14 protein-coding genes are annotated in these 15,685 nt (G+C 49.2%); 3 read left to right on the forward strand and 11 right to left on the reverse strand.

Annotation, left to right across the window (positions count from 1 at the left end):
* Window positions 1-898: 898 nt before the first annotated feature.
* The 4 genes from P3339_RS12585 to P3339_RS12600 form a co-directional block, all read right to left on the reverse strand.
* A complete protein-coding gene (locus P3339_RS12585; protein ID WP_282950701.1) occupies window positions 899-4,045 on the reverse strand; it encodes an efflux RND transporter permease subunit in 3,147 nt (1,048 codons plus the stop codon).
* Window positions 4,046-4,058: 13 nt separating this feature from the next.
* Window positions 4,059-5,312: an efflux RND transporter periplasmic adaptor subunit gene (locus P3339_RS12590; RefSeq protein ID WP_282950702.1), complete on the reverse strand. Its 1,254-nt coding sequence runs from the start codon at window positions 5,310-5,312 to the stop codon at window positions 4,059-4,061.
* Between the two features lie 14 nt (window positions 5,313-5,326).
* Complete coding sequence (locus P3339_RS12595) at window positions 5,327-6,658, reverse strand: TolC family protein (RefSeq protein WP_282950703.1); 1,332 nt, start codon at window positions 6,656-6,658, stop codon at window positions 5,327-5,329.
* A gap of 76 nt (window positions 6,659-6,734) precedes the next feature.
* Window positions 6,735-7,157, reverse strand: coding sequence for a hypothetical protein (locus P3339_RS12600; protein WP_282950704.1), 423 nt, complete (start codon window positions 7,155-7,157; stop codon window positions 6,735-6,737).
* Window positions 7,158-7,575: 418 nt separating this feature from the next.
* On the opposite strand from P3339_RS12600, the gene P3339_RS12605 reads away from it, so the two are divergent.
* A complete protein-coding gene (locus tag P3339_RS12605) occupies window positions 7,576-8,343 on the forward strand; it encodes a DUF2092 domain-containing protein (protein ID WP_282950705.1) in 768 nt (255 codons plus the stop codon).
* Between the two features lie 180 nt (window positions 8,344-8,523).
* Here the strand turns inward: P3339_RS12605 and P3339_RS12610 are convergent, their stop codons facing one another.
* The 3 genes from P3339_RS12610 to P3339_RS12620 all read right to left on the reverse strand — a co-directional run bounded on the left by P3339_RS12610 (window position 8,524) and on the right by P3339_RS12620 (window position 9,694).
* Complete coding sequence (locus tag P3339_RS12610) at window positions 8,524-8,700, reverse strand: hypothetical protein (RefSeq protein ID WP_282950706.1); 177 nt, start codon at window positions 8,698-8,700, stop codon at window positions 8,524-8,526.
* Window positions 8,701-8,874: 174 nt separating this feature from the next.
* Window positions 8,875-9,069: a zf-HC2 domain-containing protein gene (locus P3339_RS12615; protein WP_282950707.1), complete on the reverse strand. Its 195-nt coding sequence runs from the start codon at window positions 9,067-9,069 to the stop codon at window positions 8,875-8,877.
* 4 nt (window positions 9,070-9,073) lie between these two features.
* Window positions 9,074-9,694 (reverse strand): RNA polymerase factor sigma-70, encoded by a 621-nt coding sequence (locus P3339_RS12620; protein ID WP_020415282.1) that lies wholly within the window; start codon window positions 9,692-9,694, stop codon window positions 9,074-9,076.
* A 234-nt stretch (window positions 9,695-9,928) separates the two neighbouring features.
* Here P3339_RS12620 and P3339_RS12625 point away from each other — a divergent pair, with 234 nt between their 5' ends.
* Entirely contained in the window at window positions 9,929-10,975 is a 1,047-nt protein-coding gene (locus P3339_RS12625) for a methyltransferase domain-containing protein (RefSeq protein WP_282950708.1), read from the forward strand.
* Between the two features lie 72 nt (window positions 10,976-11,047).
* Here the strand turns inward: P3339_RS12625 and P3339_RS12630 are convergent, their stop codons facing one another.
* A complete protein-coding gene (locus P3339_RS12630; protein ID WP_282950709.1) occupies window positions 11,048-12,037 on the reverse strand; it encodes a hydrolase in 990 nt (329 codons plus the stop codon).
* 252 nt (window positions 12,038-12,289) lie between these two features.
* Window positions 12,290-12,787: a hypothetical protein gene (locus tag P3339_RS12635; protein ID WP_282950710.1), complete on the reverse strand. Its 498-nt coding sequence runs from the start codon at window positions 12,785-12,787 to the stop codon at window positions 12,290-12,292.
* Window positions 12,788-12,901: 114 nt separating this feature from the next.
* Here P3339_RS12635 and P3339_RS12640 point away from each other — a divergent pair, with 114 nt between their 5' ends.
* On the forward strand, window positions 12,902-14,146 hold the full coding sequence (locus P3339_RS12640) for an ArsB/NhaD family transporter (RefSeq protein ID WP_282950711.1): 1,245 nt from the start codon (window positions 12,902-12,904) through the stop codon (window positions 14,144-14,146).
* 74 nt (window positions 14,147-14,220) lie between these two features.
* Here P3339_RS12640 and P3339_RS12645 read toward each other — a convergent pair whose 3' ends face one another.
* Window positions 14,221-14,733 (reverse strand): DUF411 domain-containing protein, encoded by a 513-nt coding sequence (locus P3339_RS12645; protein ID WP_020415278.1) that lies wholly within the window; start codon window positions 14,731-14,733, stop codon window positions 14,221-14,223.
* On the reverse strand, window positions 14,717-15,685 hold the full coding sequence (gene egtD, locus P3339_RS12650; protein WP_282950712.1) for an L-histidine N(alpha)-methyltransferase: 969 nt from the start codon (window positions 15,683-15,685) through the stop codon (window positions 14,717-14,719). The genes P3339_RS12645 and egtD overlap by 17 nt, the downstream gene beginning before the upstream one ends.

The following is a 15,685-nucleotide window of genomic DNA, read 5'->3' on the forward strand; positions in this document are numbered from 1 at the left end:
TGAGCGGCTGGTACTATTTTGATTTTAATACTAGGAAATAGGCTAACGATCCTAATGACAGGATTTTCTTTCCCTTTTGACAAACTAATAAACTCCAGCCAGGATCAAAAGGATGCCAATATTTTTACAGTATATTCCCACAGAAAGTGGCAAGGCTTTTTTCATATCCTCTACCACCCAAATAGCGCGTACCAGAGAAATAACACAGGCCAATACCGCTTTTAAGAACACAATAAGTCCACATCTCAAATTAAGCCAGGATTGGCCGGCTTAAATCTACCTGTAAAATAATAAGCGAATTAAGTATCCACCCAGCGAATCAGATCATGACCAAAACAACTAAAACTCCAATAGAAGCTACAGTAAGACTATAGAAGAAAGTTGGTGCTACAGCAGTTCTAACATCAACGACCGCAATGACAAGAAGTAGAATATCGATTAGAGGGGCATAGTAAAGAAGATACAAGCCTACTTTTAGCACACCAAAATATATTTGACACTGAGATCCAGAAATTAAACCACTCAGAAAGCCATTTTACATCTAACAATAAGTACCAACAGAAAGCTGTCTAATATACCACCTCACATTTAAACCACTTTTAAAATTATTAATGGTATTTATTAGACATGATATCTGAATTTTAGCAATCAGACATAGGGTTAAATACCCAAATTTATTTTTAACACTCTAATAAATACATCTGTGAAGAATATGATCAATGATTATATGCAGTTTAAGAGTGTATATCCCGGTCACAATTTCCTAGTCTATATCAATACCAGTCTAAGTATTAATCAGAATGGCACATGAGAAGAACCTTGGAGGAAAAATAGATTCTTCCAAGAATGCTCTGCCTACCTCCCACTTATTGGGTGAAGTAGGCAGATACACGAAAAATTAAGTCAACTTTATACTTTCTTTAATGACCTCTTCTCTCCCATGCACAATCCGATAAAGTAACGGCAATACAAATAGAGTTAGCAGTGTCGAAGAGATAATTCCCCCAATCACCACAGTAGCTAGCGGTCTTTGGACTTCAGCCCCGGTGCCCACGTTCAGTGCCATAGGCACAAAGCCAAGACTAGCAACCAGTGCAGTCATCAAAACAGGGCGTAGTCTGATCATAGCGCCATCAATGATGGAGGTAAGCAGCTCTCCTCCTTGCTGGCGCAGTTGCCGTATAAAGGAGAGCATTACCAAGCCATTCAAGACTGCCACACCGGAAAGTGCGATAAAACCGACTCCGGCAGATATTGACAACGGCATATCCCGCAGCCATAGAGCCAAAACACCTCCAGTCAATGCCAAAGGGACTCCGGTAAAGATAATCAAAGCATCCTTAAACGAGCCGAAGGCCATTACCAGTAAACCGAGGATTACCAAGAGTGTTAACGGGACCACGATAGAAAGACGGGTGCTCGCGGACTCCAGTTGTTCGAAAGTGCCTCCATATACTAACCAGTAGCCCGCAGGCAGGGAGGCCTGCTGCTCAATACCTGCCCTCGCCTCTTCGACGAAAGACCCCAGATCACGGTCACGTACGTTTGCTGTTACTACTATACGGCGTTTGCCGTTTTCACGACTGATCTGGTTTGGGGCTGGAGTCATTTCCAGACTGGCGACTTCAGACAAGGGGACGTAACTACCCAATGGGCTGCCTGCAGGTAAAGGTACAGGCAAATCACCGAGATTCTTGTAGTCCCTGCGTAGCTCTTCCGGTAAGCGTACAACCAATTGGAAACGGCGGTCGCCTTCGTAAATCAATCCGGCCTCTTCACCCCCAATAGCGGTGGAAACCAGATCCTGCAAGGTTTGTAGGTCTATGCCGTAGCGCGCTAGCGCAATACGCTTCGGCAATATGGAGAGAACTGGCAGCCCCTCCACCTGCTCTACTCGCGCATCGGCAACACCCTCTATCCCATTCAGTACGCCGAGGATTTCATTGGCGGAGGTCACCAGCTGATCCAAATCATCACCGAACACTTTAATACCTAAGTCTGCACGCACACCGGAGATCAGCTCATTAAAGCGCATCTGGATTGGCTGGGTAAACTCGTAGTTGTTACCCGGCAACTCACGTACAGCTTCCTCAATTTCCGCCACCAATAGTTCCTGGGACAGTTTCGGGTTGGGCCATTGATCCCTGGATTTCAGGATTACAAAATTATCGGCTACATTAGGCGGCATTGGATCCGTCGCCACTTCCGGGGTACCAATTTTTGCAAATACTTTATCTACCTGGGGAAACTCCTTAATCCGCTGTTCCAGCAAGCGCTGCATCTCGATCGATTGCTCCAAACCGGTGCCAGGAACCCGCAAAGCGTGCAGTGCGATGTCTCCCTCATTCAACTGAGGAATAAATTCCGAGCCCAAGGTAGTGGCGAGCCAGCTACAAAAAAGTACCAGCGCAAGAGCACCGGAAAGCACCAGCCAGCGCACTTTCATCGAAGCGATTAGCAGTGGCTTATACAGAGACTTGGTAGCAACGATTACCTTGTTTTCTTTCTCACTGATTTTGCCGGTAAGGAAAACAGCAACCGCTGCGGGCACAACAGTCAGTGAAAGCACCAATGCGGCCAGCAAGGCCATCACCACAGTGGCAGCCATGGGGTGGAACATCTTGCCTTCCACGCCGGTCAGTGTGAACAGCGGTATATACACTACAGTGATAATCAGCACACCAAATAAGCTGGGGCGAATCACTTCATTAGTGGCTTGAAATACCAGCTCCAGCCGTTCCTGCAAGGGCAGCTTGCCACCTTTGCGATTCTGAGCTTCCGCAAGCCTGCGAATGGCATTCTCCACGATAATCACGGCCCCATCGACAATCAGGCCGAAATCGAGTGCGCCGAGACTCATCAGGTTGGCAGAAACACCGGTTTGCACCATGCCGAAAATGGTGGCAAGCATGGAAAGCGGAATCACTGCTGCAGTAATAAAGGCCGCTCGAATATTCCCCAGCAAAAGAAACAGCACGACGATAACCAGCAGAGCCCCTTCGATAAGGTTTTTCTGCACTGTAGCGATGGCTTTATCTACCAGTGTTGTACGATCGTAAACCGCCTCCACCTTGATACCTTCTGGCACCGTAGATTTTACACGCTCCAAAGCATCCGCAACATTAAGGGCCACTTCGCGGGAGTTTTCCCCCACCAGCATCATCGCGGTGCCCAGTACGGTTTCTTCGCCATCGCGAGTGGCGGCACCGGTACGCAGTTCTTTACCGATAGCTACTTCGGCCACATCCGAAATTTTGACCGGCACCCCAGCGCGGCTGGTAATCACCACACCTTCAATTTCGGCAATATTCTGCAGCTGCCCCGGTGAGCGCACCAGCAGTTGGCGACCGTTAGTCTCCAGGTAGCCGGCACCGCGACTTTCGTTATTGCGACGTAGGGCCTCAGCAATATCCTCCATGGATACGCCGAAATTGAGCATCTGCCGAGGATCTGGAGTGACATGATACTGCTTGTTATAGCCGCCAATGGTATTCACTTCAGTAACACCGGGCACCAAAGACAGTTGTGGTTTAATAATCCAGTCCTGGATTTCCCGTAATGCTGTGGCGTCGTAGGGCTGCCCATTTGGCTGGGTGGCACCGGGCATTGCCTCCACGGTGTACATAAAAATCTCACCAAGCCCGGTGGCAATGGGCCCCATCTCTGGTTCCAGCTCAGGTGGTAATTTGCTTTTAATCGCACCAAGGCGACTGTTAATTAAATTACGCGCAAAATAGAGATCTGTGCCCTCTCTAAAAACTACAGTGACCTGGGAAAGTCCGTAGCGGGAAATCGAACGGGTGTATTCCAGGTTGGGAAGGCCGGCGAGTGCCGCCTCCACAGGATAAGTAATCCGTTGTTCTGCCTCCAATGGCGAGTAACCAGGAGCCTCGGTATTAATCTGAACCTGAACATTGGTAATGTCGGGGACCGCATCAATCGGTAACTTCTGGTAACTCCAAATCCCTAGCCCCACCAACACAAAAATCAGGGATAGAATGAAGTAGCGCCGCTCAATTGAGAAGCGCAGGATGCTTTCAATCATCTTCTCGCCTCAATTAGTGGTTATGCGCAGCACCGGATTTTTCGATATCCGCTTTAATCAGGTAGCTGTTCTCCGTGACATAGCGATCACCCACATTGAGGCCACTCAGCACCTCTGTCACCTTGCCATCCGTACGTCCAAGCTTGAGCGGACGAACTTCGTAGGCTTGCCCTACTTTGACAAATACCACTGTCCAATTGCGCAAAGGCTGCAAGGCCTGGTTTTCAACCACTAGAGGCACAGGATTTTCACTGGTTACAACTTGCCCCTGCACCATCAGATCTGTTGTCCAGAGATCATTTGAGTTTTCAATCACTGCCCTTGCAATCGCGAAGGGCTGGCCATTACCACCGGGAGCAAGACTGGTAATCGTTGACTCGAAAGTGCGGTCACCAGCAGTAATGGAAACTTTCTGGCCACGGCTAATCTGGCCGCGACGAGTGGGAAACACCTGGAGCTCGGCCCACAGTTGATCATAGTTTGCTATGGTAAACAGCACTCGCTCACCACTGAATTCACCGCGGCTGGCCTGCTTGTCGATAATCTGGCCACTAATCGGTGCAACCAATGGATAAGTTTGTAAGCTATCATTGGATTCGATAGTAGCGAGTTCTTCCCCTTTCTCTACCAAGTCACCAAGCGCTTTTTTTATGGTAATTACGGTTCCCGGATAGCGGGCCCGCACATGGCTTAGGCTACGATGATCAATCGCAGTTTTACCATATAAGGTGACGCTTTCTTTAATAGAGCCTGGACCAGCAACTGCGGTTTTAATACCAGCCTTTTTTGCTATTTGCTCAGAGATCTGTACGCGGCCTTCATGGGATTCATATTTCCACTCGGTACGCTCACCATTGAGGAAAACAGAAACTAAAACATCGAAAGAGTGCGGTTCTTTTACCATACCCTCACCACGATAGAACGCTGTGTTGGAGTCCCAGCTAAAAGAGATTTGATCCACTTGGCCGCCAAGCCTTTCCAGCTCAACGGAAAGGCTGGCATTTTCCAGAGAGTTACCATTACGGGTAACCCAAGCACGGAATTCCGGATGAACACCGCTTTCGTAAATCAGGAGCTCTACTGTGAGATCGCCCTTTTCTAATAATCGGCCTCCGTTTGGGCCTTTTGCTTCTTCGTGCTCTTCGTGTCCTCCATGGCTATCACCATGACTGCCGCTTGCATAGCTTTGGGATACCAGCCAAACCCCCGAAAAAATGAGGGAAAAGAATAGTATTGCCAACCGAATCACATAAGTTGATTTACTCATTTCTCAATCCAAAATTATTTACTGCTATCGGCGCCCATGGGCCCCAGGGGCCTGGCGGTCAATTGTTCGATCTCTGCGCCAAAAAGAAGTACAGATCGCGCTGCTTCAATTCGCGCACGCTTGGCATTTAGCAATTCTTCTCTTGCGGAAATAAGGTCTACATAAGAATCCCTACCGCGACGGTAAGCGCGATCCACTTCATTCAAAGCCTGGCGAAGTTTGGGAATAATAAAGTCCTGCAATGTGGAGACAGTGCCGAGAGCCTGTTCACGGCTGGTCACGGCAAGAAAAAGCTGAGGATAGAGCTGCAACAGGGCAGCCTCACGGCGCAGCATGACTTGATCTAGCTCTGCCACTGCCTCTAGTTCGGCACCACGGTTGCGCTTGGCTGTTAAAAGTGGAACGTTGAAGCCTGCCAGGACAGCAGTTTCGTTCACTGCCGGATTCACACGAAGGCCAGCATACCAACCAACATCCGGCCTTGAGTTAGTCTGGGTCAACCGTAGCCTTGAAGCCTGCAAACGCTCTTCAGAGGCAAAGCGCGCAATCGCAGGGTTTTCCTGGGCTCTTTCATACAACACTTCAAAACTGGCACCCGGCTCAAAGCGATAAAGCTCGGCGGAATCCACCCAATAGTTCTGGGTCGGCTGCCCCCATAGCGCCGAGAGTGCATGTTTGTAATACACCAACATGCTTTGATCGGTCTGTTCGGCGAGGATGGCTTTTTCCAGGGAGGACTCCGCACGCATTCGCTCTGACACAGGACTGGCCGCAGCGCTGACCCGCGCACTAACGGCACTCAATGCCTCACGTGCAAGCGAGACTTTCTCTTCCGCCAATACCACCAGTTCCTGAGCAGCCAATACCTGGGCATAGCGGCGGATAACTTCCGCCAGCAGATCTAAGGCCATCGCCTGCTCATCAGCGATGAGCAGGTCCCGCTGCGCATTGACAACATCTATTCGAGCCTGCCGCTTATTCCCCAGCTCCACAACAGAAGAGAGAGTTACCGTCAGTTCAAACTCATTGTCAGCATCGTCTTCCGGATCTGGGGCATTATCCGAGTCACCATTATTGAAGTGCTTGTACTCAGTCTCGACACCCAGCTCCATCTCCGGTTTTAGGGCTGCGGTCTGCCCGGCACCGTCCAGCCCTCTTTTTTGTAATGGAAAAATTGCAAGTTCTGGGTTCTGCGCGAGCGTAAGCCCAACCGCATTTGGTAGTGTCAGCAACTCCCCCTTCTGCGCAAATACTGACTGCGTAGGTAAACACAATATCGCCACCGCCAATGGCCAGGCGGCACGGCGACAAACCACACTCGCAATGAGCGTGTGAAACAAATCCATGGATATCTCCCAAGTCACATCTCGTACACGCGAGTTGGGTCTTTCGACTCTCTTTACTCGCGCAGCAATAGAAAGGTCAGACTTGGGTTATAGGTGGGCGTAGTAAAGGTGAGAAGTAACCACTGGGAACCGCGGCGCTTGCCAACTCCCGGTATGTGATACTGCCCGTTAAAATTGATTGGAATGCCTGGCCAAGTAGCCCGGTGATAGAGCTCCCATGGCAGTGGCAACAGTGATTACAAAAATCCAGCAGCGGAGCAGATTGGTCAGGCTCTTCCCCAGCTTGAGATACCAGGGTATCTCTATCAAGAGCGGGGTTGCTTGGAGCACTGGGAAATGGAATCTTCCCTGAGGCCTCTTCATGGTCCACATTATGATGAAGAGGCAGGTGACTGGCGATATCCTGGAGTTCATCGTGACTGTCATAGAAAGCACCTGCGGTCTGGAAGACCAGCAGTGCAATCAGCAAAAAAGACAGTCGAACAACATTCATGGACATAAAGAAACTGGATAATCTTACGCTCGACTCTAGCAAACAAGTCAGGATAGCTCAAATAGGCTCGTCCCAAGCTATTCATTTTTAAGGATAAAATGCCTAATGGGTCACTTTATTAAAGCTGCCCATCAAACTGACTGGTACGTTTTTTCATATTAGGCCACTGCTACTCCTGCACCTGTCAGCCTCATAGCACACCTTTCTGCGCCACCCGGTAAGTCCTCTACACTGATTTAAATGCCATGAGTATGACTTGAGAGGTACCGGTAAATGCTCGCTCCGAAACCTTTAGGTGGCCTAACTCGTGCCCTGATCCTTGCAGTGCTGGTAATATCTGTTCCTGCCGCAACCGCCCAGCCCTCTCCCCCCGCCATCAGAAACTGCAGAGAGCCAGAGCCAAACAACCGAACCCAATGGCTCGGTGCCCAAGCCCTCTCCGCCACCAGGTCAGAAAGACTCGCCACAGACACCAACCAATCAAATGGAGAGTGCCGAGTCCAACCAATCGATTGACCCCAAAGCCATGGAGGCTTTGCAGCAAATGGGGAAATACCTGGCAAGTATGAAAACGCTGATGTTCAATGCCCGCATATTCACTGAAGTGGTACTGGATAATAAGCAGAAGCTCTTAATTGGCGGTAAAGTCATGTATATGGCGACACCTCCCGATCAGTTACGTGTCGACCTGACCACCGATTCAATAACCCGTCAATTCTTCCATAGCGACAATAAGTTCACGATGCTGGCTCCTCGTAATGGCTATTTTGCCGAAATAGAGGCCTCCCAACCGACACCGGAGGTGCTCACCCAGGCAGCCAAGGACTACGGCATTGAAATACCATTCGCCGATTTACTTGAGTGGGGACGCAAGCCAGATGCCTGGGCCGGAATCAAAGAGGGATTTCTGGTGAACTCACCTATGGTAAATGGCCAGCGCACCAAACACTGGGCTTTTCGGTCGGAGAACCTCGATTGGGAAATCTGGATAAAGGTTGGAGATCAGCCTCTACCCCTGCGTATCTCCACAGTGAATACCCGGGACCCATCCAAGCCCCGTTTCCTCGCCACTTTAAAGTGGATGGAGGCCAAGCCTGGGGCAACAGGCAAGTATAAGCCAGCTACGGAGAAACTTAAGAAGATCCCACTGAAGAAGGCGGAGACAAATAAGCAAATGGAGGGTGCACAATGATCAGTGTTAACTTTGCGAGGCTGGCGGCACTGCTACTCCTATCGGGCGGGTTGTTCATGTCGGTACTCAGCACCCCAGTAGAGGCGCGCGGTCACTATGGTGGGGCTGGGGCTCATTTTAATGTAGGTGGGCATTTCAATGCCTTTAGACCAATGCCTGAAGGTCGCTTTCACGGCGATTTCAGGGCCGGGGAATTTGAGCGCAGGTTTCCCAATCATCCACCATTTCACCCAGTACGCCCGATACACCCTCATCACCGGCCCTATCCTCCACCCTGGCGGCCACGTCACTGGCCCTACCCAGGGCCGGCATATTGGGGTGTGACTGCGGTTGGAGTAGGCGGCTGGCTGTACACATTACCACCCAGCTGTGTAAGGGTGACAATTGGTAATGTGACCTATGAGCACTGCGGGGCCTACTGGTATCAGCCCCATTTTGTGGCTGGTCATATAGCCTACCGACATGTACCACCCCCAAGGCGGGCAATTGTCAGGTAGTTTGGAAGGGCCCCACCATAAACATATGGTGGGGCTAATCTTCCGATTTCTCCGGCCCGCCTTCAGCATAAGATTTGCTAATACGACGAAGAACTTGCATTTGCTTGCCAAAATTCCTGCAAGGCGCACACATTGCCAAGTGTAATTTTAGGCTCGCCTGCTCGCGTAAATTCAGGTTTCGCTCTTGGGATTCGGACATCAGGCGTGTAGCTTCCCGGCACGATTTCATCAGCTCACCCCTCCACGCCAAACCAGTGATCTTCCAGACATTCACGCAAGCGCAGGCGCGCTCGGTGCAATGTCACATTCAAGTTGCTCACCGACACTTCGGCAGCGGCACAAATCTCGTGGCTTTCCAGCTCTATGAACTCGCGCATCATAAATAGCTGGGCCTGGCGGGATGGCAGGTAATTAAGGCAGGCTTCAAAGATTCGCCAGAAATGCTTATCGTGAATCGCCGACTCGGGATCAGCCCACTTCTTGGGGCGCTCATCCTTCTGCCAGTGACCTGTCTGATCGAATAACTCATCATGATCATGTTCCTCCCTGTCGCCGTGCACAAGCTGGTCTGCATCCACAAAGCGCTGACGCTGGCGTAGTACATCGGCGATCTTGTTTTTCAAGATGGCAAAAACCCAGGTCTTGAGTGCTGAACGGCCATTAAAACTGCGAGAGTTTTTCAGGGCCCCCATCAGGGCCTCCTGTACAGCATCTTCAGCTAGCTGGGTATCCTGCAGCTGCAAACTGGCAAAACGAAGCATTTGCTGGCGCAAATCCACAAGAAACTGTGAATTTTGCAGGGAGTCTTCAGCACCTTCTTCTGTGGAGGCGCCCGGGACAAGGTAATCGCTCAATTACGTTCCCTCATAATGTCAACGCGGAAACTGGGGATATTAACCAAAAAGCAGAGATTATCTAACAACCAGCTCCCACTGACATCAAAAGGCAACTTTAACCGTTTGCCAGTTACTAATACTTGGTCGCGCGAATCCTGCACTTGTTACAGACTTCTTACACAGGTAAAAAGATCCCAGCGAAGGCGCTTTGGTGCCATATAGGAAAGCAACTCTGCGAAAGGTAAAAAACCGATGCACGACATTGTACAGGACTACTACGGACGTCAACTGAAAAGCTCATCGGACTTGAAGACTGATGCCTGCTGCGATGCCAGCGCTGTCCCGGAGTGGTTGAAGCCTTTGCTGGCCAATATTCACCCGGAGGTCCTATCCCGCTATTACGGTTGTGGGCTTGTGTGCCCACCCCTGCTGGAGGGATGCCGGGTGCTGGACCTGGGCTGCGGTTCCGGCCGCGATATCTACCTACTATCTCAATTGGTTGGACCAAGCGGCGAAGTAGTCGGTGTCGATATGACTGATGAGCAACTACAAATTGCCCGCGAACACCAGAGTTACCACTCGGAGAAATTTGGCTATGACAACGTCACCTTCCTGCATGGTTACATTGAGCAGTTAGAAAACCTTAATCTGGAGCCCGGCAGTTTTGATGTGATTGTGTCGAACTGTGTTGTGAACCTGTCCACTGATAAAGGAGCCGTACTGCGCGGCCTCCACCGGCTACTCAAGGATGGCGGGGAGTTTTATTTTTCCGACGTCTACGCAGACCGCCGTGTACCAGACACCCTGCGCACCGATCCCGAGCTAGTGGGAGAGTGTCTCGGTGGCGCCCTCTACTGGAATGACTTCCTGGAACTGGCACAAAGCAGTGGATTTCGCGATAGTCGCTTGATGGAAAGCCGCCCGCTGGAGGTTACAAATACGACCCTCTCCGCACGCTGTGGTTCTGTGCGCTTTTATTCCGCAACCTACCGTCTGTTCAAGCTGGCGCAGCTGGAAAAGGATTGTGAAGACTATGGCCAAGCAGTTGTATACAAAGGCACCATCCCAAGTTGCCCACACGAATTTATCTTGGATGGGCATCACGTAATTGAGAAAGGCCGTGTTTTCCCTGTCTGTGGAAATACATGGAGAATGCTGGCAGAGACGCGAATGGCACCCCACTTTGAGTATATTGGCGACTTTTCCCAACATTTCGGCCTATTTCCCGGCTGTGGCCGTGAGATGCCATTTTCTACTCGTGCGCTGCAAAGCAACGAAAACAAGGGACAATGCTGCTAGGGGTACTTAATTCGCTAATCCGAATTTGGCCGGTATTCCTAAACATCTAAAAATGAATAGGGGCCGGCAACCTTAGCCAGATCTGCCACGCCCTAGGGCAGAGTCCAAAAAGGCGGGAATTTTTTGCTCCAGCCAATAATTCGGATTCCATAGTGTCCCACCGACAAACCCTACATGCCCACCGTGCTCACTGATTTCAAGATTGACCATCGCACTGACTTCACCCTGCTGTGGGATTGCAGTCGGACACACAAATGGGTCGTCTACAGCATTAATAATCATTGTTGGCACCCGGATTTCTTTGAGCAGCCGTTTGCTGGAAGCTCGGGTGTAATAGTCATCGACATCACGGAAGCCATGTAGGGGTGCGGTAAATGTATTGTCAAACCGGCGAAAGTTCACAAAGTAAGTAGCATCGTCCAAATTGGGTAAAGCAGCTGCCATACCAGGGTCTTCCGCCTTTTGCTTAAGAGTGAGGCGCAGACAACTGAGCAAGTGCCGCTGGTAGAGCTTGGATAGGCCAGTGTTGATTCTGCGGCTACACGCATGTAGATCCATTGGGGAAGATACAGCTACTGCACCTACCACCGGACTGCAGATACCGTCCTCCCCCAGCATCTTCAGCAACACATTACCACCAAGTGAATAACCGACCACAAGAATCGGGGTAGATGGCAACTGCCCTCTCAGCTGCTCTACCATCCAACGAGGATCTTCACTATCACCACTGTGATAGGCTCGAGGCAATCGATTAGGAATACCTCCACAACCGCGAAAGTGCATTACCGCTACCTGGTAGTGCCGCTCCAACAAAGATTGCATCAGCCCCTGCACATAAGGAGAGGCTACTGACCCCTCCAGGCCGTGGAGTATCAGAACCAAAGGAAGATCTGGATCATCCACCAGTGGACGAGGATAGTGCATAGCGAGGCAGTCGCCATCAGGGGTTTCATACCAGCGACGGCTGGTATTAATCCACGGGGAAGGCCGGTGCAGGCGGCCAAATACAGTTTGAAGGTGGCAGTTCCCAAGGCCTGTTGCAGGCGTAAACTTTTCAGTCATACATCAGGTCCAACTGGCGGAATGAATCCCCCACACACTTTTAACTCACTATCCATAGTGGCTAACCCTGGCCCTGGCGGGAATTCACCGCCTCCGACATCAGATCAGGCCTTGAGCGCCTTGGGTATCGTACAAAGGTTATACGGGTACTTTCAGTATATAACTACCGACGACTGCTTGAGGAGTGGTGTTGCGCGTCAAGACTCGGCTACCATTGAGACAATCTATGAGGTTAAGGCTGTCATTCACCCACTAGCACTTAGCTGATTTGCGCATGGTTTCTGGAACAAAAATTACAAAAAAATAGCTGCGCCAGCGGCGATGCCTATACAGCTGCAGTTGCAGCAGCGCAAATATTACCAGCATGATTGGCCGCCTGGTTTGCAGGGCAAATGTCTTTTCTGTGCAAACCCCCAAAGTAATCGCCACAGTTGAGCGCGCAACAAAAGCTATCGCGACTCCCATCAAAATCTGGGACGTGTAAATAATCGGTTTACGGCTGATCAACATGACAATTAAAACTGACACAGCAGTAATAATTATGCCGCAACTAGCAATCAGTCCACACTTGAAACGAGTGCTATCAATAAAAGCACCAGCAGGTGTTTGTAGAAGTACAATGGTAATCCCGCCTATCTCTAGGACAATACCTGTTTCATCAGCCTTCCAATGTATGGCAGAAAGCAAATAACCAGCAACCACATCTCCTGCGAAGAAATTCGTAAAGAGAAGAGGTTTGTTTAAACTCATAATTAAGTCTTATTTATAAATCTTTCGCCTGGACTGGTGCTTTGGAACTGTCGGAAATGGCGAGCATCGACTCCAGCGTAGCAACTATAAGGGGCTAAGCCCGGACCCGTACTCATGTCGATAAGCCTCTTTGTCTCAGCAATCATTTTTCTATTGATTGCCGCACGTCAGTGGCTTCCATCTATTATTCGCATTTGGCATATCATGACCCTTGGCGCTGTAGCACTGCTATTGATGCGGCAAATCACCTTACGGGAAGCTTTTTTTGCCATAGATTGGGATCTTATTCTTTACCTGTTTTCAGTTTTTTCAATTGCCTCCGCTTTGTACGACACCGGAATATCCACCCAAATCAGCAAGCGTATCCTGTCTTTTCAGAGTCCCAATATGGTGCTAGCAGCTTATGTCATCACCATGGCGATATGTGCAGCAATACTCACTAACGACGCAGCCGCAGTGATCGGTGTTCCTATTGCAATTATGCTGGCACGCAATATGAACTGGGGGTTGATTCCACTGCTTATTATTCTATGTGCTACGGTAACGATTGGCAGTATGATCTCGCCAGTAGGAAATCCACAAAATATACTGATTGCCGGTGCGGGTAATTTCGACAATATGTTTATTGTCTTTGCCCAATGGATATTGATCCCTGCAGTTATAACCCTGTTAACCTCTATGCTATGGCTTAAACGCTTTCTTAGAACCAGTGATATCGCCAACTATGAGGCAAGCAGGAAATACCGGGAGGAGAATAAGATCACTCAAAAGTGGCCCGCTCTATTATCTGCTGTGCTGCTATTAGTATTTATTATTTTGGGAAGTGTACTGCATAATGTGGAAGGCATTTACCACCCCTCTATAGGCCAGATCGGATTGGCTGCATGCCTACCTATTTACATAACCAGCAGGAAAAGACGGCAAATCTTACGCGAAGTCGACTGGCCCACCCTCTTCTTCTTTATTTCGATGTTTGTGGTTACAGGCTCTCTTTTAAAATCAGGGTCACTACAGTTTTTCCTTAAAGAAAGCGGCATCAATCTGGCTGAACCAGAAACTGTTGCTTTTGTTTGCTTTTTTGCCAGCCAATTGTTTTCCAATGTACCTGTAGTTGAGATATACCTCAATTTATTGCACAAACATGAAACCCAAACACTAATGATACTTTCTGCAATTTCCACTGTAGCTGGCAATCTATTTATCATCAGTGCCGCAAGTAATATTATTGTGCTGCAACAGGCTGAGAAATTTGGCATCAAGGCATTTAACTTTTGGCAGTTCTTCTTCTTAATGCTGCCGGTGAGCATTTCCAGTGTACTGATTAGCTATTTTTGGATTCTATGGTACGCATCCAAATAAAGTAAGCTGCAATAAAATAATTATATTAAATATCTGGAAAGGCTTTAAACAACCAAGGAAAAACATCTAGACATTTATTCTGCAGGTTTACTATCCATTAACTGAATAGCTCTCGGGTCCTCTATGCGCGCATAGAGCCGATAATCCCCATCTTGCAACAACAAGTAGATGTTGTAAGGCTCAAATTTATCTTTGGCTTCCATACCGGGGCTGCCTATCGGCATCCCCGGCACCATCAGGCCAACACTATCTTTAGGGGGCGATGCCAGGAACTTTTGTATGAATTGCGCGGGCACATGCCCCTCGAATACATACCGCCCTTGCCACACAGCCGTATGACACCCCTCCATACCTTTGGGTACTCCCCATTGCTTTTTTACTGCTTGCATATCTACTTTGAAGACAGATGATGCCTGCAATTGATTCTCTCTCAGATGGCTAACCCACTTTTTGCAGCAAAAGCAGAGCGGATGCTTATAGACGATGATTTTATCATCGTCCTGCTCAGCGATAGCAGCACTGACAAAGAGGGCTGTTACTACAAATAATGAAAAAACCTTTACCAGAACGTTAAATGGCCTGGGCATAGTGAATCGCATAAGATGCAGCAGCATCTTTCCAGTGACAGATTGGCCTGAATCCACCCCTGGCAAGCAGCTGGTTAAAATCACTGATGGAATACTTGTGGCTATTTTCCGTATGTATTGTTTCCCCCTCGGAAAAGTCCACACGCGTTCCAGCTACTGATACACTGTGATCCTTCAGGCTAACTAAGTGCATTTCAACCCGTTTGCGAAGTTGGTGGTAGAAAGCACGGTGGGCAAACAGGGAAAGGTCAAAATCTGCCTCAAGCTCTGTATTGATACGATTTAGAAGGTTTTTATTGAACCTCTCGGTAACATGTTCGCTGTCATGGTAGGCTCGCTCAAGCCTCACCGAATCCTTGACCAAATCAGTACCAATAAGCAACCCATCACCGGCTCCTAAGTTCGCAGCAAATAGTTCCAGTAGCTGCTCAGCCTTATCCGGCTCGAAGTTACCAATTGTTGACCCAGGGAAGAAGACGACTCTCTTGCGAGAGGGAAGCTGGGTTAACTGGTCCCATACATCCGGCTGAGTGAAATCACCAACCGCACTCCAGACTTGCATCTCGGGTTGATTCGCCTTGATTCTACGCTCAGCATTTAGAAGTATCTCTGGGGATATATCAATCGGGTAGTAACCTTTTGGGGATTCCAATTGAGCAAGTAGTGCTTCGATTTTTTCACAATTACCTGCACCGGGTTCGATTAGCAGCGCTTCAGGTCCAATTTTATCGGCTATATCCTTAAGATTAGTGGCAAATATACTTGCCTCTGTACGGGTCAGGTAATAATCCGAAACCTCACAGATCTCCTCGAAAAGGCGAGAGCCTACTTCGTCATACAAATACTTACAGGGCAATGTTTTTCTTTTTCCTCCCAACCCCTCCAGAACATCCCTGAGAAATTCGCTATCCTGTTGCTGCTTTTCTGGAACGGACGATAAGGCTGCTTTCAC

This window comes from Microbulbifer sp. MLAF003 (genome assembly GCF_030012965.1).
Classification (GTDB): Bacteria; Pseudomonadota; Gammaproteobacteria; order Pseudomonadales; family Cellvibrionaceae; genus Microbulbifer; species Microbulbifer variabilis.

Bases quoted from the DNA above. Each gene is read 5' to 3' on its own strand.
- P3339_RS12585 (WP_282950701.1), bottom strand. From the start codon at position 4,045: ATGATTGAAAGCATCCTGCGCTTCTCAATTGAGCGGCGCTACTTCATT.
- P3339_RS12590 (WP_282950702.1), bottom strand. From the start codon at position 5,312: ATGAGTAAATCAACTTATGTGATTCGGTTGGCAATACTATTCTTTTCC.
- P3339_RS12595 (WP_282950703.1), bottom strand. From the start codon at position 6,658: ATGGATTTGTTTCACACGCTCATTGCGAGTGTGGTTTGTCGCCGTGCC.
- P3339_RS12600 (WP_282950704.1), bottom strand. From the start codon at position 7,157: ATGTCCATGAATGTTGTTCGACTGTCTTTTTTGCTGATTGCACTGCTG.
- P3339_RS12610 (WP_282950706.1), bottom strand. From the start codon at position 8,700: ATGTGTACAGCCAGCCGCCTACTCCAACCGCAGTCACACCCCAATATG.
- P3339_RS12615 (WP_282950707.1), bottom strand. From the start codon at position 9,069: ATGAAATCGTGCCGGGAAGCTACACGCCTGATGTCCGAATCCCAAGAG.
- P3339_RS12625 (WP_282950708.1), top strand. From the start codon at position 9,929: ATGCACGACATTGTACAGGACTACTACGGACGTCAACTGAAAAGCTCA.
- P3339_RS12630 (WP_282950709.1), bottom strand. From the start codon at position 12,037: ATGACTGAAAAGTTTACGCCTGCAACAGGCCTTGGGAACTGCCACCTT.
- P3339_RS12635 (WP_282950710.1), bottom strand. From the start codon at position 12,787: ATGAGTTTAAACAAACCTCTTCTCTTTACGAATTTCTTCGCAGGAGAT.
- P3339_RS12640 (WP_282950711.1), top strand. From the start codon at position 12,902: ATGTCGATAAGCCTCTTTGTCTCAGCAATCATTTTTCTATTGATTGCC.
- P3339_RS12645 (WP_020415278.1), bottom strand. From the start codon at position 14,733: ATGCCCAGGCCATTTAACGTTCTGGTAAAGGTTTTTTCATTATTTGTA.